Source organism: Anoxybacillus sp. MB8 (assembly GCF_011006755.1).
GTDB classification, from domain to species: domain Bacteria; phylum Bacillota; class Bacilli; order Bacillales; family Anoxybacillaceae; genus Anoxybacillus; species Anoxybacillus gonensis.
In genome coordinates this window covers 128,720-147,189 of record NZ_RXXX01000001.1, presented here as the reverse complement: position 1 = coordinate 147,189, position 18,470 = coordinate 128,720, and the positions used below count along the sequence as shown (strand labels likewise).

General features: G+C 41.7%; 20 protein-coding genes. 18 read left to right on the top strand and 2 right to left on the bottom strand.

Features of this window, described 5'->3' with window-relative positions; genetic code table 11:
* The first annotated feature begins 5 nt into the window (after window positions 1-5).
* From spoIIIAG to spo0A, 16 genes are all read left to right on the top strand, one after another.
* Window positions 6-572: a stage III sporulation protein AG gene (gene spoIIIAG / locus EKC99_RS00840; protein WP_163149947.1), complete on the top strand. Its 567-nt coding sequence runs from the start codon at window positions 6-8 to the stop codon at window positions 570-572.
* A 12-nt stretch (window positions 573-584) separates the two neighbouring features.
* Window positions 585-1,148, top strand: coding sequence for a SpoIIIAH-like family protein (locus tag EKC99_RS00835; protein WP_163149944.1), 564 nt, complete (start codon window positions 585-587; stop codon window positions 1,146-1,148).
* A gap of 190 nt (window positions 1,149-1,338) precedes the next feature.
* Complete coding sequence (gene accB, locus EKC99_RS00830; RefSeq protein ID WP_163149941.1) at window positions 1,339-1,836, top strand: acetyl-CoA carboxylase biotin carboxyl carrier protein; 498 nt, start codon at window positions 1,339-1,341, stop codon at window positions 1,834-1,836.
* A 13-nt stretch (window positions 1,837-1,849) separates the two neighbouring features.
* A complete protein-coding gene (accC, locus tag EKC99_RS00825; RefSeq protein WP_009373888.1) occupies window positions 1,850-3,202 on the top strand; it encodes an acetyl-CoA carboxylase biotin carboxylase subunit in 1,353 nt (450 codons plus the stop codon).
* A gap of 21 nt (window positions 3,203-3,223) precedes the next feature.
* Window positions 3,224-3,619, top strand: coding sequence for an Asp23/Gls24 family envelope stress response protein (locus EKC99_RS00820; protein ID WP_019416952.1), 396 nt, complete (start codon window positions 3,224-3,226; stop codon window positions 3,617-3,619).
* Between the two features lie 121 nt (window positions 3,620-3,740).
* Window positions 3,741-4,127: a transcription antitermination factor NusB gene (gene nusB, locus EKC99_RS00815; RefSeq protein ID WP_163149938.1), complete on the top strand. Its 387-nt coding sequence runs from the start codon at window positions 3,741-3,743 to the stop codon at window positions 4,125-4,127.
* A 22-nt stretch (window positions 4,128-4,149) separates the two neighbouring features.
* Entirely contained in the window at window positions 4,150-5,001 is an 852-nt protein-coding gene (folD, locus tag EKC99_RS00810) for a bifunctional methylenetetrahydrofolate dehydrogenase/methenyltetrahydrofolate cyclohydrolase FolD (RefSeq protein WP_163149935.1), read from the top strand.
* A 14-nt stretch (window positions 5,002-5,015) separates the two neighbouring features.
* On the top strand, window positions 5,016-6,365 hold the full coding sequence (gene xseA / locus EKC99_RS00805) for an exodeoxyribonuclease VII large subunit (RefSeq protein WP_163149932.1): 1,350 nt from the start codon (window positions 5,016-5,018) through the stop codon (window positions 6,363-6,365).
* A complete protein-coding gene (locus EKC99_RS00800; RefSeq protein WP_009373880.1) occupies window positions 6,362-6,574 on the top strand; it encodes an exodeoxyribonuclease VII small subunit in 213 nt (70 codons plus the stop codon). The genes xseA and EKC99_RS00800 overlap by 4 nt, the downstream gene beginning before the upstream one ends.
* Before the next feature lie 3 nt (window positions 6,575-6,577).
* Window positions 6,578-7,450, top strand: coding sequence for a polyprenyl synthetase family protein (locus tag EKC99_RS00795; protein WP_163149929.1), 873 nt, complete (start codon window positions 6,578-6,580; stop codon window positions 7,448-7,450).
* A gap of 173 nt (window positions 7,451-7,623) precedes the next feature.
* Window positions 7,624-9,516, top strand: coding sequence for a 1-deoxy-D-xylulose-5-phosphate synthase (gene dxs, locus EKC99_RS00790; protein WP_163149926.1), 1,893 nt, complete (start codon window positions 7,624-7,626; stop codon window positions 9,514-9,516).
* 3 nt (window positions 9,517-9,519) lie between these two features.
* Complete coding sequence (locus EKC99_RS00785) at window positions 9,520-10,362, top strand: TlyA family RNA methyltransferase (RefSeq protein ID WP_019416957.1); 843 nt, start codon at window positions 9,520-9,522, stop codon at window positions 10,360-10,362.
* A 93-nt stretch (window positions 10,363-10,455) separates the two neighbouring features.
* Window positions 10,456-10,905, top strand: a complete 450-nt coding sequence (gene ahrC, locus EKC99_RS00780; RefSeq protein ID WP_004889608.1) for a transcriptional regulator AhrC/ArgR — start codon at window positions 10,456-10,458, stop codon at window positions 10,903-10,905.
* 18 nt (window positions 10,906-10,923) lie between these two features.
* Window positions 10,924-12,654, top strand: coding sequence for a DNA repair protein RecN (gene recN, locus EKC99_RS00775; protein ID WP_163149923.1), 1,731 nt, complete (start codon window positions 10,924-10,926; stop codon window positions 12,652-12,654).
* Between the two features lie 113 nt (window positions 12,655-12,767).
* Complete coding sequence (gene spoIVB, locus EKC99_RS00770; protein WP_020424511.1) at window positions 12,768-14,045, top strand: SpoIVB peptidase; 1,278 nt, start codon at window positions 12,768-12,770, stop codon at window positions 14,043-14,045.
* 216 nt (window positions 14,046-14,261) lie between these two features.
* A complete protein-coding gene (gene spo0A / locus EKC99_RS00765; RefSeq protein ID WP_009373870.1) occupies window positions 14,262-15,041 on the top strand; it encodes a sporulation transcription factor Spo0A in 780 nt (259 codons plus the stop codon).
* Between the two features lie 17 nt (window positions 15,042-15,058).
* On the opposite strand, the gene EKC99_RS00760 is transcribed toward spo0A, so the two are convergent.
* Window positions 15,059-15,205, bottom strand: a complete 147-nt coding sequence (locus EKC99_RS00760) for a YycC family protein (protein WP_009373869.1) — start codon at window positions 15,203-15,205, stop codon at window positions 15,059-15,061.
* A gap of 55 nt (window positions 15,206-15,260) precedes the next feature.
* Between EKC99_RS00760 and EKC99_RS00755 the strand changes: the two genes are divergently transcribed.
* Entirely contained in the window at window positions 15,261-15,995 is a 735-nt protein-coding gene (locus tag EKC99_RS00755) for a glycerophosphodiester phosphodiesterase (RefSeq protein WP_019416962.1), read from the top strand.
* Here the strand turns inward: EKC99_RS00755 and EKC99_RS00750 are convergent.
* Entirely contained in the window at window positions 15,987-16,241 is a 255-nt protein-coding gene (locus EKC99_RS00750; RefSeq protein ID WP_009373867.1) for a DUF2627 domain-containing protein, read from the bottom strand. The genes EKC99_RS00755 and EKC99_RS00750 overlap by 9 nt on opposite strands.
* A gap of 123 nt (window positions 16,242-16,364) precedes the next feature.
* Between EKC99_RS00750 and EKC99_RS00745 the strand changes: the two genes are divergently transcribed.
* Window positions 16,365-18,431 (top strand): sigma 54-interacting transcriptional regulator, encoded by a 2,067-nt coding sequence (locus tag EKC99_RS00745; RefSeq protein ID WP_163149920.1) that lies wholly within the window; start codon window positions 16,365-16,367, stop codon window positions 18,429-18,431.
* The last annotated feature ends 39 nt before the right edge of the window (window positions 18,432-18,470 follow it).

The following is an 18,470-nucleotide window of genomic DNA, read 5'->3' as shown; positions in this document are numbered from 1 at the left end:
AAGGGGTGAAACAATGGATTGAAAAAAATGGACTGATTGCCATTCTGTTAGCCATCGGCTTATTATTTATGATCTTTGGCAACGTGTTCAACTTTTCGCCAGCAAAACGCGTTCAACAGGAAACGACTCAAACTGTATTTCGGCAAACAGATGAAGAAAAAAAATTGAAGCAAATTGCAGACTATGAAGAGCGATATGAACAACAATTAAAAGAAGCGCTTGAAGCGATTGTTGGCGTTGGTGAAGTCAAAGTGATCGTCAATGTCGATGCAACGGAACAAAACGTACTTGAAAAAAATGCGATCGTTCAAAAAAAACGAACGATGGAAGAAGATAAAGAAGGCGGAAAACGTCAAATTGAAGATGAATCAACAGACGAAAAAATCGTGATCGTGCGCAAAGGGGACGAAGAAACACCGCTCGTTTTACAAACGAAAAAGCCAGACATTCGTGGTGTGCTTGTTGTTGCGAAAGGGGCCGATCAAGTACAAGTGAAAAAATGGATTGTTGAAGCAGTGACGCGAACGTTGAACGTTCCGAGCCATCGCGTCGCTGTTTTACCAAAAAAGTAAGGGGGAGAACATATGTTGAAAAAGCAAACCGTTTGGTTATTAACAATGTTTAGTTTAGTTGTCGTTTTATCGGTGTACTATGTTACAAGTCCTCAAGTGACAGAACAAGTGGCGTTTGAGCAAAAAGAGGAAGCGAATAATGAAAAAGACTTAAAACCGACAGATGAAGCGATGAAAGAAGAAATCGCAAACGGAGAAGAAGTGACAGTTGAACAAACAAATACCGCAAGCGATGATTTATTTACAGCCCTTCGCCTTGAAATTGAAGATGAACGAAGCAAGTTGCGTCAAGAGTTAAATGCGATTGTCGCTTCCAATAACGTATCTGCCGAAGAAAAAAGCAAAGCGATCGATCAATTACAACAACTATCAAATATTGCAGAAAAAGAAGCGGTGTTAGAAACGTTAATTAAATCGAAAGGATACGACGATGCGCTTGTTCGTGTCCATGAAAATCAAGTGCATATTACAGTGAAAGCAAAAGAACATTCGAAAAAAGCAGCGAACGAAATTATTCAGCTCGTTCAAAGTGAGCTTGGCCGCGTGCAAGATGTCGCTGTTCGTTTCCAAAAATAACCGGGAGACCGGTTATTTTTTTTCGGTTGAAAACGAATTTTATAATACTATATAATAATAATTGTTTTTATGACCAGATATAAATTTTCTAACATTTTCTTATCATTTTATTGAATAATGGAAAAGGTGTGTCGTATCATGGTATTGTATAATCTTTTTCTACAAATGATGGGGCGAGGGGTGTAAGTCAATGTTGAAAATCCAAGAAATTCGCGAATTAATCCGATTAGTAAATGAGTCAAACATTGTCGAGTTCGTCTATGAACATGATGGCTCAAAAATTAAAATGAAAAAAGCTGGAGCAACGGAACAAGTTGTTGTTGCTGCACCAAAAGTAGACGTGCCACAAACAGCTGTCGTTCAACAACAACCAGTGGCACCGGCTGTTGAAAAGGTAGAAGTAAAAGAGGAAGTAAAGCTGGAAAAACAAGTTGTTCAAGCAGAAAACTTACATACAATTACATCACCGATGGTTGGTACGTTTTATGCGGCTCCATCGCCAGATGCTGCACCGTACGTAAAAGTTGGTGATAAAGTGAAAAAAGATACAATTGTATGTATTGTTGAAGCGATGAAGTTGTTTAATGAAATTGAAGCGGAAGTCGATGGGGAAATTGTAGAAGTGCTTGTGAAAAACGGCCAGCTCGTTGAATATGGACAACCTTTATTCCTTGTGAAGCCTGAATAAAGGAGCGATAGTTATGATAAAAAAATTGTTAATTGCCAATCGTGGGGAAATTGCTGTTCGGATTATTCGGGCGTGCAAAGAGCTTGGCATCGAGACGGTCGCTGTATTTTCTGAAGCGGATCGTGAAGCACTTCATGTTCAAATGGCGGACGAGGCATATTGCATCGGTCCGAAAACGTCAAAAGAAAGCTATTTGAATTTTACAAACATAATGAGTGTGGCAACATTAACTCGGTGCGATGCTATTCATCCGGGGTACGGATTTTTAGCTGAAAACGCAGACTTTGCTGAGCTTTGTCGGGAATGCAATGTGACGTTTGTCGGACCGAGCCCGGAAGCGATTACAAAAATGGGGACGAAAGATGTTGCACGTGAAACGATGAGACAAGCTGGGGTGCCGATCGTTCCAGGCTCGCAAGGAATTATTGAAAGTATCGATGAAGCGATTGCGCTAGCGAATGAAATCGGTTATCCTGTTATTATTAAGGCAACCGCAGGTGGAGGCGGAAAAGGAATTCGTGTCGCTCGAGATGAGCAAGAGCTTAGAAAAGGAATTACGATTACGCAACAAGAAGCGGCTACTGCGTTCGGAAATCCGGGTGTATATATTGAAAAGTACATTGAAGATTTCCGACATGTTGAAATTCAAGTGTTAGCCGATTCGTATGGTAACGTCATTCATCTCGGCGAGCGCGATTGTACAATTCAACGCCGCTTACAAAAATTGTTAGAAGAAACACCATCCCCTGTGCTTGATGAAGAAATGCGTCAAAAAATGGGAGAAGCAGCTGTCAAAGCGGCCCAAGCGGTACAGTATACAGGAGCGGGAACGGTCGAATTTATTTACGACTACCGCAATCGCCAATTTTACTTTATGGAGATGAACACGCGCATTCAAGTTGAACATCCAGTAACGGAAATGGTGACAGGTGTCGATTTAATTAAAGAACAAATTCGCGTGGCATCAGGTGAGAAATTGACGTTGAAACAAGAGGATGTCACTTTTAACGGTTGGTCTATCGAATGCCGAATTAACGCGGAAAACCCTGCGAAAAACTTTATGCCATCGGCCGGAAAAATACAAATGTATTTGCCGCCGGGAGGGTTTGGCGTGCGGGTAGATTCAGCTGTTTACCCGGGCTATACGATTCCGCCATATTATGATTCGATGATTGCGAAGTTGATCGTTCACGCACCGACGCGCGAAGAAGCGATTGCCCGCATGAAACGCGCCTTAAGTGAGTTTGTTATTGAAGGAGTTCATACGACAATTCCATTTCACTTAAAATTGCTTGAGCATGAAAAGTTTGTCGAAGGAAACTTTAATACAAAGTTTTTAGAAACATACGATGTAATGAACTCTTAATGATAAAGGAGGGAATCCGTTATGTCTGAACATGTATTAGAAATGGAAAACGGTCATAATAGCTTAGGGAAGGTAGAAATTGCGCCAGAAGTGATTGAAGTCATCGCAGGGATTGCGGCATCTGAAATTGAAGGAGTAGCGCAAATGCGCGGCAACTTTGCGGCAGGTGTCGTGGAGCGATTAGGGAAAAAAAATCATGGTAAAGGCGTAAAAGTTGACTTAACGGACCGTGGCATTGTTATTGACATTTATTGTGTAATGAATTTCGGCGTATCGATTCCAACGGTTTCGCAAAAAATTCAAGAAAACGTTCGCCAAGCGTTATTGACGATGACAGGGTTAGAGACAGCTGAAGTGAACGTTCATGTTGTTGGCGTTCAATTCGAATCGTCCAAAGCAGAGGTAGAAGTCGAGTAAAGAAAAGGGGCAATCTCGTTTATGAGATCGCCCTTTTTCGATGTGTGAGTGTTTTCTTTCGTCGAAATATGTTATGATCATGATATAATTTTCGACATTACGAATAGAAAGGGTTTTGGTCATGAAACGGCATACAGCAAGAGAAAAAGCGTTGCAAGCATTGTTTCAAATTGATGTGGGAGGCATTGAACCACATGCGGCGATTGTAAACGTCGCTGAAGAAGAGACGGATCCATTTATGGAAATGCTTGTTTTCGGCGTGGTGGAACATCAAAAAGAAATTGACGACTTATTACGTCAACATTTAGAAAAATGGACATTAGAGCGCGTAGCGAATGTCGATCGTTCCATTTTACGCATGGCTGTATTTGAAATGAAATATATGGATGACATCCCGTTCAATGTAAGCATGGATGAAGCGATTGAATTAGCAAAAGTGTTTGGTGATGAAAAATCAAGTCGCTTTATTAACGGCGTACTTGCAAAAATAAAAGAAACATTGTCTTAAAAAATAAGGGGGAGAAGGATTTATGGCAGCACAAATCATTAACGGTTTTGAACTAGCAAAAGAAAAGCGCGCACAATTAGCAAAAGAAGTCGAGCAGTTAAAACAACAAGGCATTGAGCCCGCCTTAGCAGTTATTCTCGTTGGAGACCATCCCGCTTCACAATCGTATGTAAAAGCGAAACAAAAAGCATGTGAAGAAATTGGCATTCGTTCGATTTTACTTACTTTTCCAAACGACATATCCGAAGCGTTTTTGCTAGAGCAAATCGCTCGTTTAAATGAAGACCAATCGGTGCACGGCATTTTAGTTCAATTGCCGCTACCAAAACAAATGAATGAATTACATATCATTGAAGCGATCGCACCAGAAAAAGATGTCGATGGGTTCCATCCGTTAAATATTGGACGAATGATGACGGGACAGAAGACGTTTTTACCTTGCACACCGTACGGCATTTTATATATGGTTCAATCTTTGCGAGTCGATATTGCCGGAAAACATGTCGTCGTTGTCGGTCGCAGCAACATCGTTGGTAAACCGGTTGGACAGCTGTTTTTACGGGAGCATGCAACGGTCACGTACTGTCATTCGCGCACAAACGATTTAGCAGCGATCACGCGCCAAGCGGATATTTTAATCGTCGCCGTCGGCAAACCGAAGCTCATTACGTCACAATATGTGAAAGAAGGAGCAATTGTGATCGACGTTGGCGTCAATCGATTAGAAAGTGGAAAATTGTGTGGGGATGTCGATTTTGATGATGTAAAAGAAATAGCAAGCTACATTACTCCTGTGCCAAAAGGAGTTGGACCAATGACGATTACGATGTTGTTGCACAACACGATACAAGCTGCGCGTGAACTACATAAATAAGCGAGGTTATGTTTGTGGCAGAAATGAGATATGTAACAGTGGCGGCGTTAACGAAATACATTAAACGGAAATTTGAAGTTGACCCTCATTTGCAAGATTTATGGATTAAAGGGGAAATTTCAAACTTTACATATCATTCGCGTGGGCATATGTACTTTACTTTAAAAGATGAACAAGCGCGCATTCAAGCGGTCATGTTTGCGGGATATAATCGACAGTTAACATTTAAACCGGAAAACGGAATGACTGTACTTGTCCGCGGGGAAATTTCCGTGTACGAGCCGAGTGGAACGTATCAAGTATATGTAAAAGAGATGCAGCCGGATGGTATTGGCGCGCTGTATTTAGCGTATGAGCAATTAAAAAAGAAATTAGAACAAGAGGGATTATTTGCTAAGGAACATAAAAAGCCGATTCCGAAATTTCCGCAACATATTGGCGTTGTGACATCGCCAACAGGAGCGGCCATTCGCGATATTTTAACGACGATTCGTCGCCGCTATCCGCTAGCGAAAGTCATTTTGTTTCCGACGCTCGTTCAAGGGGAACAAGCTCCGTTATCGATCGTTCAATCAATTCAAAAAGCGAATGACATCGGATATATCGACGTGCTGATCGTCGGTCGTGGTGGTGGGTCGATTGAAGAACTTTGGGCGTTTAATGAAGAAATGGTAGCGCGCGCGATTTTTCATTCGCGCGTTCCGATTATTTCTGCCGTCGGACATGAAACGGATTATACGATTGCGGACTTTGTTGCCGACTTGCGAGCACCGACACCGACGGGGGCAGCAGAGCTTGCTGTGCCGCATGTCGCTGATTTGCTTTCGCGTGTATCGGACCAACAAGCTCGCCTCATTCGAGCGATGAAAGAGCGAATGAACGCGGAACAAAAACGGTTGCAATCGTTACGTTCCTCGTATGCGTTTCGCTATCCGAAACGGCTGTATGAACAAAAGGAACAACAGTTAGATATGCTAGTTGATCGATTGCAAAGACAAATGAACGATATGCTCAAACAAAAAGAACATAAGCTTCAACAATTGCAGCTTACGTTATTTGCTCATCATCCACAATCGCGAGTCGAAAAAGCGGTTGATCGTGTCCGTACGTTAGAACAGACGATCGTTCGCCATATCAACGATATAATCAAACAAAAAAAATGGTCGCTTGCTACAGCGATGGCAAAACTCGATGCGCTCAGTCCGCTAAAAATTATGGAGCGCGGATATAGCCTTGCATACGATGAGCAAGAAACGCTCATTAAGACAGTAAAACAGCTGCAAGAAGGGGATCGCGTTCATATCCGTTTTCAAGATGGACGTGCACATTGCATTGTTTCGAATATTGAGGAGGATAAAGTATGACATTTGAGGAAGCGATGAGTAAACTTGAAGAAATTGTGCAAAAGTTAGAAGAAGGAGACGTTCCGCTGGAAGAAGCGATTCACTTTTTCCAAGAGGGGATGAAATTGTCGAAGTTTTGTCACGACAAACTACAACAAGTAGAAAAACAGATGGAATTTATTTTACGAGAAGATGGACAGCTTGAACCGTTTACGGTGCAGGAGGAATAGACGTTGGAATCGTTATTGCGACAATATAAATCACAAATTGAACAGCAGCTTCCTGCTTATATTGAATCGTTACAAGCGCCTCAAACGATCAAAGAGGCGATGTTATATTCGCTGCAAGCAGGTGGAAAACGCATTCGTCCTCTTTTATTGCTTTCTACGTTACATGCGTTTCAGAAGCCAATACACATCGGGATGCCAACGGCCTGTGCGCTCGAAATGATTCATACGTATTCGCTCATTCATGATGATTTGCCAAGTATGGATAACGACGATCTACGGCGCGGTAAACCGACAAACCATAAAGTGTTCGGTGAAGCGAACGCCATTTTAGCGGGCGATGCGTTGCTGACATACGCTTTTCAAGTTGTAGCAGATGACGAAGCCATTTCACCAGATGTAAAAGTTCGCCTCATTTCGGAATTAGCGAAAGCGGCTGGACCTGAAGGAATGGTCGGGGGGCAAGTAGCTGACCTTGAAGGAGAAGGAAAAACGATTAGTTTGCAGCAACTAGAATACATTCACCGTCATAAAACAGGAAAGTTATTGCAATACAGCGTTCGGGCAGGTGCGATATTAGGAGAAGCAACGGAACAACAATTAACATTGTTGACGACGTTTGCCGATCATCTCGGTTTAGCGTTTCAAATTCGTGACGACATTTTAGACATTGAAGGAGACGAACAAAAAATCGGGAAAAAAGTGGGTAGCGACATCGAAAATGATAAATCGACGTACCCTTCTCTTTTGACGCTTGATGGAGCAAAGAAAAAACTTCACGATCATATGAAAGAAGCGCGCAAACTTCTTGACGAAGCTAAAATCGATGCGTCGTTATTACATTACATTTGCGATGTCATCGAAACGCGCGATCATTAATAGCATTGAGGAAAAAAGCAACATGTGATATAGTGGAAAAGAAATGTTAGCCGTTCACACGTTTGTGTAAGCGGCTCTTTTTTGCGTGTGCACATGTTTGTCTGTATAATTAAAAATACAAAAAGCTGTATGATATAAGTTTGTAATAGCTTACATGAAAGAGAGTGGTCGCGTTGGATGTTACAGCGATTCAAAATCCGAATTTTTTAAAGCACATGTCAAACGAACAGCTCGTTCAATTAAGTGAGCAAATTCGACAATTTTTAATTGAAAAATTATCAAAAACAGGTGGACATATTGGCCCGAATTTAGGGGTCGTCGAATTGACGATTGCGCTTCATAAAGTGTTCGACAGCCCAAAAGATAAGCTCATTTGGGACGTTGGTCATCAATCGTACGTGCATAAAATTTTAACAGGTCGTGCAAATCAGTTTGATACGTTACGACAATATAAAGGGTTATGTGGTTTTCCGAAACGAAGTGAAAGTAAGCACGACGTATGGGAGACAGGACATAGCTCGACATCGTTGTCCGCTGCTATGGGAATGGCGATTGCGCGCGATTTAAAAGGAACAGACGAATATATCGTTCCAATTATTGGAGATGGTGCATTAACGGGCGGAATGGCACTAGAAGCGTTAAATCATATCGGACATGAGAAAAAAGACATCATCGTTATTTTAAACGATAACGAAATGTCGATTGCTCCAAACGTCGGTGCGCTCCACAACGTGCTTGGTCGTTTGCGCACAGCAGGGAAGTACCATTGGGTAAAAGATGAATTAGAAATGTTATTAAAGAAAATCCCAGCTGTCGGTGGAAAGCTTGCGGCAACGGCGGAACGAGTCAAAGATAGCATTAAATATTTGCTCGTTTCAGGTGTGTTTTTTGAAGAGTTAGGCTTTACGTATTTCGGACCGGTAGATGGCCATGATTTTGAAGATTTATTTGAAAACTTACATTATGCGAAAAAGACGAAAGGACCTGTTCTTGTTCACGTCATTACGAAAAAAGGAAAAGGATATCATCCAGCAGAAAACGATAAAGTGGGAACGTGGCACGGAACGGGACCGTATAAAATTGAAACAGGTGATTTCATCCAATCAAAGCAATCTGCCCCTTCTTGGAGTGCGCTCGTTAGTGAAACGGTACGTAAATTAGCGCGCGAAGATCGCCGCATCGTTGCCATCACGCCTGCGATGCCGGTTGGATCAAAATTAGAAGGGTTTGCAAGTGAATTTCCGGAGCGTATGTATGACGTCGGTATCGCTGAACAACATGCGGCGACAATGGCTGCCGGTTTAGCCACGCAAGGGATGAAACCGTTTTTAGCGATTTATTCAACTTTTTTGCAACGTGCGTATGACCAAGTCGTTCACGATATTTGTCGCCAAAACTTAAACGTGTTTCTTGGAATCGACCGAGCGGGGCTTGTTGGTGCTGACGGGGAAACGCATCAAGGAGTGTTTGATATCGCCTTTTTACGTCACATTCCAAACATCGTATTAATGATGCCAAAAGATGAAAATGAAGGGCAACATATGGTATATACAGCCATTCAATACGATGATGGCCCGATTGCGATGCGTTTTCCGCGCGGCAACGGTCTCGGTGTACCGATGGATGAACAATTGAAAAACATTCCGATCGGCACATGGGAAGTGTTGCGTGAAGGAACGGATGTTTCTATTTTAACGTTCGGCACGACGATTCCGATGGCGCTTCAAGCGGCTGAGCGCCTAGCGAATGACGGCATTTCTGTGCAAGTTGTGAATGCTCGTTTCATTAAGCCGCTAGATGAACAAATGTTGCATACGTTGCTACAAAAAAATATGCCGTTACTCACAATTGAAGAAGCGGTGTTGCAAGGTGGATTTGGTAGCGCGGTGCTTGAATTTGCTCATGATCATGGATATCATGGAGCGATTATCGATCGAATGGGTATTCCGGACCGTTTTATTGAACATGGCGGTGTTTCACAGTTGCTCGAAGAAATTGGATTGACGACAGAACATGTAATGGAACGCATTTATTTATTAACTCCGAAAAAAAGAAAAAGGGCATGAGAGATGAAAGGGAAGAAAGAACGTTTAGATGTATTGCTTGTCGAACGTGGATTGGCTGAAACGCGTGAAAAAGCGAAACGAACGATTATGGCCGGTCTTGTATATTCGAATGAAAGGCGGCTTGATAAACCGGGGGAAAAAGTACCTGTCGACATTCCGCTGACGGTGAAAGGAAATGCGATCCCGTATGTCAGTCGCGGGGGACTGAAACTTGAGAAAGCGTTACGAGCGTTTTCGCTTCATGTCGAAGATAAAATAATGCTCGATATTGGTGCATCGACCGGCGGATTCACAGACTGTGCGTTGCAAAACGGGGTGAAGTTGTCGTACGCTCTTGACGTTGGATACAATCAGCTTGCGTGGAAACTGCGTCAAGATGAGCGTGTCGTTGTCATGGAGCGGACAAACTTCCGCTACGTGACGCCGAGCGACTTTCAACACGGCTTGCCAAACTTCGCAACAATTGACGTGTCGTTTATCTCATTGAAGCTCATTCTCCCTGTTTTAAAAACGATTTTAGTGCCGCATAGCGATGTTGTCGCTTTAGTCAAACCACAGTTTGAAGCGGGAAAAGAGTTCGTTGGAAAAAAAGGAATCGTTCGTGATGCGCGCGTTCACGTTCACGTGCTTCATACGATTACGGCATTTGCCAAACAAGAAGGGTACGATATCATTGGATTAACGCACTCGCCGATTACAGGTGGGGATGGAAATATTGAATTTTTACTTCATTTACGTTGGGAAGGTAAAGAAGTAGGAGAAAATCGCTTGACGGTTTCTCCAGAAGAAGTTGTTGTGAGGGCGCATGATGAACTGAAAGAAAATAACGAACATGCGGGGGAATAACGATCGGTTATTCCCTCTTGTTTGCCCGTCTATCGTTCGGTAACATAGAAGTATAAATATGCATATGTTATACACACGAAAGAGGTGTTTTCGTTGAATAAAGGACAACGTCATATTAAAATTCGTGAAATTATTTCAAATCATGATATTGAAACACAAGATGAACTTGTGGATATGTTGCGCAAAGAAGGCTTTAACGTGACACAAGCCACCGTGTCTCGCGATATTAAAGAACTTCATTTAGTGAAAGTCCCAATGATGGATGGGAGATATAAATATAGCCTCCCTGCTGATCAACGATTTAATCCATTGCAAAAATTAAAGCGAGCGCTCATGGATGCGTTTGTGAAAATTGATGGGGCTGGTCATTTGCTTGTCATGAAGACGTTGCCGGGCAATGCGCATGCCATTGGTGTGCTTCTTGATCATTTAGAGTGGGATGAAATTGTTGGAACGATTTGTGGCGATGATACGTGTTTAATTATTTGCCGCACGCCAGAAGATACAGAAGTCATTTCTAAACGATTGTTGGACATGCTGTAATAAAGGTGTGAATGTGACATGTTAGCAGAGTTATCCATTAAAAATTTTGCGATTATTGAATCGCTCTCGCTTTCATTTGAAAAAGGATTAACGGTTTTAACAGGAGAAACGGGAGCGGGAAAATCCATCATTATTGATGCCATTCACTTATTAATTGGCGGACGAGGTTCCGCAGAGTTTGTTCGATACGGGGAAACAAAAGCGGAAATTGAAGGATTATTTTTGCTTGAACAACATGACCATCCGTGTTACAGCAAATGCGCGGAACTCGGCATCGATATAAGCGACGGCATGATTGTGCTTCGACGAGAGCTAACAGTAAACGGAAAAAGTGTTTGCCGAGTAAATGGAAAATTAGTAACGATTGCGACGTTGCGCGAAATTGGTTCAACGCTCGTGGATATTCACGGGCAACATGAGCATCAAGAGTTGCTCGATGAAAGTAAACATTTACACTTATTAGACGAATATGGAGGCGAGCATATTCGTGACGCGTTAGAAGAATATGGAGCATTATATGCTACATATGAACGAGTGAAGCGTCAACTGCAAAAATTAAATGAAAATGAGCAACAAATGGCACATCGATTAGATTTGTTAACATTTCAGTTAGATGAAATTCAAAAAGCAGATTTGCAAATAGATGAAGATGAACGGCTGATGGAAGAACGACGAAAAATTGTTAACTTCCAAAAAATATACGAGGCGTTACAAAGCAGTTATGAGGCGCTTTATGGAGAGCAACGTGGACTAGATTGGATTGGATTAGCGATGAACCATTTAGACCATGTGAGCGATATCGATGCCTCAGTGAAACAAGCTCAAGAAGTCGTATCGAATTGCTATTACTTGTTAGAAGAAGTCGCTCACCAACTACGTGAACAGTTAGATCAGTTAGAATACGATCCGCTTCGGCTGGACGAAATTGAAAGTCGCTTAAATGAAATTAATCATTTAAAACGAAAATACGGTCAAACGGTGCGCGACATTTTAGAGTACGCTGCAAAAGTGGAAGAAGAAATCGAAACGATTCAACATCGCGATGACCATATTCATAAATTACAGACTGAGCTCCAATCGATTACGGCTGATTTGCTCGTTGAAGCGAAACATATTAGCGAATTGCGTATGCAATATGCGAAACAACTCATCGATGACATTCATCAAGAGCTAAAAGATTTATACATGGAAAAAACGACGTTTGATGTCGTTTTTCGAAAACGTCAAGGATCGTACGATGATCCGCTGCTCGATGGAACACCTGTCAAGTTGCAGGCAAACGGAATGGATGAAGTTGAGTTTTACATTTCGACAAACCCCGGGGAACCGTTAAAGCCGCTTGCCAAAGTCGCATCGGGCGGGGAGTTATCGCGCATGATGCTTGCTTTAAAAAGTATTTTTTCTAAACATCAAGGTGTGACGTCCATTATTTTTGATGAAGTAGATACAGGAGTAAGTGGGCGCGTCGCTCAAGCCATTGCAGAAAAAATTTATCGCGTCGCACGTCATTCTCAAGTATTATGCATTTCGCACTTGCCACAAGTTGCAGCGATGGCAGATACGCATTTATTTATCGCAAAAGAAACGATCGATGGACGGACGAAAACAACTGTCGAGGCGTTAAATGAAGAAGAAAAAATTAACGAAATAAGTCGGATGATTTCTGGGGTGGAAATTACAGAACTGACGAAACAGCATGCGCGTGAGTTGTTACAATTAGCGGAAAAAATCAAAAATGAAACAGTATGAATACCAACATTGGCATTGTTTTTTCGTTTTATTCGGTTATATTTCATTTGTTTCAGGCAACATTAAATAGTGTAGGATTCGGTGTGTACGTAGGAACGAGGAGAGTGAAGACTTTGGATTTTGACAAATTAAGAAAAGGAATAGGTGCATTTCTCCTTGTTTCTTTTATCGTTCTAAGTATGGCAACACCATTTCAAAAATATGTAAACATTCCGAAACAACTTGTGTTATTTCAAGGACAAACGGCGCATGTCCCTGTATTTGGTTCTGTTCAAACGATAACGACAAACGCTGTTTCTGTCCATCAAAAAGAAAAGTTAGCGATTAGCGGAGAACATGTCGGAGAAAGCGATGTCATTTTACAAATGGCAGGATTTCCGATTAAGCAAGTCAACGTAAAAGTATTACCCGATTTTAAAGTCGTTCCTGGTGGTCAATCGATTGGTGTGAAATTAAATACAGTTGGAGTTCTTGTCGTCGGCCATCATTTAGTGGAGACGGAACAAGGAAAACAATCCCCTGGTGAAACGGCTGGTATTCAAGTCGGAGACTCCATTACACATATCAATGGAAAAAAAATCGAAAAGATGACAGATGTCTCTCCGTTTATTGAAGAAGCGGGGAAAACAGGCAAACCTTTACGACTCACTGTTGCGCGTGATCGTCATACGTTTGAAACGACCTTGACTCCATTAAAAGATAAACATGATCAAGCGTATCGCATCGGATTATACATTCGTGATTCAGCAGCAGGAATTGGAACGATGACGTTTTTTGATCCGAAATCAAATATATATGGGGCACTCGGACATGTCATTTCTGATATGGATACGAGAAAGCCGATCGTCGTTCGTGATGGAACGATCGTTAAATCGACGGTAACGGCCATTGATAAAGGAAGAAATGGAAGTCCAGGCGAAAAATTAGCGAGATTTTCAAGCGATAAGCAAGTGATTGGTGACATTAAAACAAACAGTCCATTCGGTATTTTCGGTAAGCTTTCACAGCCGATTCAAAACGGTATTTTTGATAAACCGATGCCGATTGCTTTATCGACAGATGTGAAAAAAGGGCCGGCAAAAATATTAACCGTCGTTGAACAAGATCGTGTCGAGGCGTTTGATGTTGAAATCGTGAGTGTCACTCCGCAAAAATTCCCTGCAACAAAAGGAATGGTCATTAAAGTGACGGATCCACGTTTGTTAGAAAAAACAGGTGGCATCGTTCAAGGGATGAGCGGAAGTCCGATTATTCAAGATGGAAAACTTGTTGGTGCTGTGACGCATGTATTTGTCAACGATCCGACGTCTGGGTACGGTGTGCACATTGAATGGATGTTGCACGAAGCTGGCATTAACATTTATGATAAAAGCGAACAAAAAGCGAGCTAATATTGGCTTGCTTTTTGTTTTTTCACGCAATTTGTCATATTTTATCATGACACGACGTAAACATGTAGTGTAAAATGAAAGAAAAAACGTGCACATATGTTTTATGAAAAATATAAATTATTTGACTAATTTTGCAAAGAAAAAAGGATTTTTGTCCATTGCGTCGAATTAATCACGTATGTGACAAAAGATCATTGCTTTAGGGAGGAAGATTTCGTGAGTACAATAAAAGTTTGCATTGTAGATGATAACCGAGAATTAGTGCATTTGCTTGAAGAATATATTACAAGCCAAGGGGATATGGAAGTCATTGGCGTTGCATATAACGGGCAAGATTGTTTGCAATTGTTGCGCGATCGCGACCCAGATGTTCTTGTTCTCGACATTATTATGCCGCATTTAGACGGTTTAGCTGTGCTAGAAAAGTTGCGTATGATGAAACAGCCATTGCCAAACGTCATTATGTTAACGGCGTTTGGACAAGAAGATGTAACGAAAAAAGCAGTTGAACTCGGCGCTTCCTACTTTATTTTAAAGCCTTTTGATATCGAACATTTAGTGAATCAAATTCGTCAAGTATGTGGCAAAAAACCAGCCGTATTCAAACGACCGCTTCTTTCGCCAATTCGCGACGGCAAGCCGAAAAATTTAGATGCGAGCATTACAAACATCATTCACGAAATTGGTGTCCCGGCCCATATTAAAGGATATTTATATTTACGCGAAGCGATTGCGATGGTGTATAACGACGTCGAGTTGCTCGGATCGATTACAAAAGTTCTTTATCCAGACATTGCGAAAAAATATAATACGACAGCTAGTCGCGTTGAGCGAGCGATTCGTCATGCGATTGAAGTGGCATGGAGCCGCGGAAACTTAGAATCCATTTCTTCTTTGTTCGGCCATACGGTCAGTATGTCAAAAGCGAAACCGACAAACTCAGAATTTATTGCGATGGTTGCGGATCGGTTAAGACTTGAACATAAAGCAAGTTAAAAAGGTAGTCGGCCGGACTACCTTTTTTGTTGTTCATTTTTTTCGACTTCAAGCAATTTTTGGATTAATATGTGCTGAGGCATGTGCATAATTTGTTCTAGTGGCACCTGCAATGCTTTTGCAAGCTTTTGCGCTGTTTCTAACGAAATTTGTAACGGTCGCATGAGTTTCACTCCTTTCATATGTTAAGTATAAAACGTTTTTAAAGGTGGGAAAAGAATGACACATATTTTTGCTCATCGCGGTTCGGCCGGGACGCATCCAGAGAATACAATGGCCTCGTTTATAGAAGCAGCACGTGTTCATGCGGACGGGATTGAACTTGATGTACAACTTTCAAGAGACGGAGTCGTCGTCGTCATTCATGATGAAACAGTCAATCGGACGACAGATGGAACGGGATGGGTCGGACAAATGACGTATCGGCAATTGCGGAAATTAAACGCCAACTATAAATTTAAACAATACGGATTTTGTCCCATTCCATCGTTACAAGAAGTGCTTGAATGGGCACAGCACACGTCGTTGCTTATTAATATAGAATTAAAAAACAATCTTGTGCCTTACGAACGACTAGAAGAAAAAACAATTGAACTTGTCGAGCAATATCGCTTAGCATCGCGTGTCATTTTTTCATCGTTTAACCATGAAAGTATGGCAACGTGTCATCAATTAGCTCCTCATATTGAAACAGCGCTACTATATATGGAAAAATTGCATCAGCCGTGGGAGTATGCCCATACTTTGCACGCTTTGGCGCTTCATCCGTATCGTCACACTGTAGATCGATTGTTTGTTGAAGCAGCTCACGCGAATCAATTGCTCATTCGTCCTTTTACAATTAATAAAGAAGAGCAGATGAAAACGATGTTTCAATATGAAGTAGATGGGATATTTACAGATTTCCCCGAAAAAGCAAAAAACGTACGCGAAAAAACGCTTCGATCACTCTGAATCGAAGCGTTTCTTTTTTTGAAAACGTGGTTGCACTTTGTTTCGTTTTCGATCGCGGTGCAAAATAAACCCTGCAATAAAGCCGAGTCCGATGATAAAACAAAATAAACCGAGCAAAAATTGAATGACAAGTGAAGGGATCGGTGCGTGTAAAATGCCAAATACGGTATCGCGCATCCATTTAATCCCTAGCGCTGCGATAAATCCTGGAATAAGTAAAATGAGTAGAGCGATCATTCGCTGCATAAAACAAAACCCTTTCCATTTGTTCTGTTTTCATCATAAATGTTTTTGTTTGTTTGTCAAGAAGAGAAAAACAATGTATGATGAAAGCGTCTGCAAAAAATTGCAAACGAATAGGTGATGGGAATGAAAAAAGTATTAATTGTTGGGGCAGGCAAAGGTGGAAGTGCATTATTAAAAATGTTTCATGAAACGAAATTGATGGATGTCGTGGCGATTGTGGATCGAAACGAAGATGCCCCTGGGATAAAAGCTGCACGCGACATGGGGATCCAAACGAGCAAACATTGGCGTGATGTGTTAACAGATGATCTGGATATTATCGTCGAGGTTACAGGAGATGACGAAGTGTTTGCGGCGTTGCGTAAAGCAAGTGCGGGGCATACGGTCGTTATTCCTGGGGATATCGCTTACATTATTGCGCAACTAGTGGAAGAAAAAGAGCAACTCATTGCGACGTTAAAAACAGCAACGACGAAACACGATTTAATTTTTCATTCTACGCACGACGGAATGATCGTTATTGATGAACGCGGTTTTGTAACACATATGAATCCGAGCGCTGAAAAAATGATTGGAAAAAGAAAAAAAGAAGTCATTGGGACGCATATTTTGCGCGTTATTCCAGCTAGCGGATTGCCGCGTGTATTACAAACGAGAGAAGTGGAGTTGAACCAAGAATTAATATTAGAAAACGGAAAAAAAATGATTACGACACGCATTCCGCTTATTGATGAAAATGGAAAATTATTCGGTGCTTTTGCCGTGTTTAAAGATATTACAGAAGTTGTCCATTTAGCAGAAGAAGTAACGAATTTAAAAGAAATTCGCACGATGTTAGAAGCGATTATTCACTCTTCAGAGGAAGCGATTTCTGTTGTTGATGAATACGGTAACGGCATTTTAATTAATCCTGCATATACAAAGTTAACGGGTTTATCAGAAGAAGAAGTGATCGGAAAACCGGCGACAGCGGACATTTCTGAAGGAGAAAGCATGCATATGAAAGTGTTGAAAACGCGGCGACCGGTCAGGGGAGTGCGCATGAAAGTCGGTCCGAAAAAGCGTGATGTCGTTGTCAATGTTGCGCCAATTATCGTCGACGGCATGTTAAAAGGAAGTGTTGGTGTCATTCATGATGTATCAGAAATTGAACAGTTGACTTCTGAATTGCAACGTGCCCGACAAATTATTCGTACGTTAGAAGCGAAATATTCCTTTGATGATATTGTCGGCACATCAGAAGAAATGATGTTAGCGATTGAACAAGCGAAATTAGCGGCAAAAACACCTGCAACGATTTTGCTTCGCGGGGAGTCGGGAACAGGGAAAGAACTGTTTGCCCACGCCATTCATAATGCTAGTGATCGCAAATATCATAAATTTGTTCGTGTAAACTGCGCTGCCATTTCCGAATCGTTGCTTGAAAGCGAATTGTTCGGCTACGAGGAAGGGGCGTTCTCAGGCGCAAGACGCGGAGGGAAAAAAGGATTGTTTGAGGAAGCGAACAACGGAAGCATTTTTTTAGATGAGATTGGCGAGTTATCCGCCAATATGCAAGCCAAATTGTTGCGTGTGTTACAAGAAAAAGAAATTGTGCGCGTCGGTGGCACGAAGCCTATTCCAATTAATGTGCGCGTCATTGCCGCAACGAATGTGCACCTTGAAAAAGCGATTGCCGACGGGACATTTCGTGAAGACTTATATTATCGGCTCAATCGCATGCCGATTTATATTCCGCCGTTGCGTGCGCGAAAGCAAGATATTCCTGCGTTATGTGAACGGCTCATACAAAAACTAAATCAAGATTACGGGCGCAATGTGGAGGGAATTACGGATGATGCCCTTGCCTATTTACTGTCGTACGATTGGCCGGGAAATGTACGCGAACTAGAAAACGTACTAGGACGCGCGATGATTTTTATGAAATATAATGAAGTAATCATTGAACGAAAGCATATTTCATTGTTGCACAAATCGAAAGAGCCAGAACATCTTTCGTCTCATGAATGGTCTTATGCGCATAAACCGCTAAACGAGCTCGTGGAGCAATACGAAGCGAAAGTCATTGAGAACGTTTTGCAAGCGTGTCAAGGAAATAAAACCGCAGCTGCCAAACAACTAGGCATTTCGATTCGGAATTTATACTACAAGCTTGAAAAGTATGGACTTGATAAAAAAAGCATGCAATAATGTTCATAGTGTGCAAAAAGTTGCAATGAAAAAGAAATA

What these genes read in the sequence shown, in the direction of transcription:
- EKC99_RS00835 (WP_163149944.1), top strand. Translation starts at nt 585, where the DNA reads ATGTTGAAAAAGCAAACCGTTTGGTTATTAACAATGTTTAGTTTAGTT.
- accB (WP_163149941.1), top strand. Translation starts at nt 1,339, where the DNA reads ATGTTGAAAATCCAAGAAATTCGCGAATTAATCCGATTAGTAAATGAG.
- accC (WP_009373888.1), top strand. Translation starts at nt 1,850, where the DNA reads ATGATAAAAAAATTGTTAATTGCCAATCGTGGGGAAATTGCTGTTCGG.
- EKC99_RS00820 (WP_019416952.1), top strand. Translation starts at nt 3,224, where the DNA reads ATGTCTGAACATGTATTAGAAATGGAAAACGGTCATAATAGCTTAGGG.
- nusB (WP_163149938.1), top strand. Translation starts at nt 3,741, where the DNA reads ATGAAACGGCATACAGCAAGAGAAAAAGCGTTGCAAGCATTGTTTCAA.
- folD (WP_163149935.1), top strand. Translation starts at nt 4,150, where the DNA reads ATGGCAGCACAAATCATTAACGGTTTTGAACTAGCAAAAGAAAAGCGC.
- EKC99_RS00800 (WP_009373880.1), top strand. Translation starts at nt 6,362, where the DNA reads ATGACATTTGAGGAAGCGATGAGTAAACTTGAAGAAATTGTGCAAAAG.
- EKC99_RS00785 (WP_019416957.1), top strand. Translation starts at nt 9,520, where the DNA reads ATGAAAGGGAAGAAAGAACGTTTAGATGTATTGCTTGTCGAACGTGGA.
- recN (WP_163149923.1), top strand. Translation starts at nt 10,924, where the DNA reads ATGTTAGCAGAGTTATCCATTAAAAATTTTGCGATTATTGAATCGCTC.
- EKC99_RS00760 (WP_009373869.1), bottom strand. Translation starts at nt 15,205, where the DNA reads ATGCGACCGTTACAAATTTCGTTAGAAACAGCGCAAAAGCTTGCAAAA.
- EKC99_RS00755 (WP_019416962.1), top strand. Translation starts at nt 15,261, where the DNA reads ATGACACATATTTTTGCTCATCGCGGTTCGGCCGGGACGCATCCAGAG.
- EKC99_RS00750 (WP_009373867.1), bottom strand. Translation starts at nt 16,241, where the DNA reads ATGCAGCGAATGATCGCTCTACTCATTTTACTTATTCCAGGATTTATC.
- EKC99_RS00745 (WP_163149920.1), top strand. Translation starts at nt 16,365, where the DNA reads ATGAAAAAAGTATTAATTGTTGGGGCAGGCAAAGGTGGAAGTGCATTA.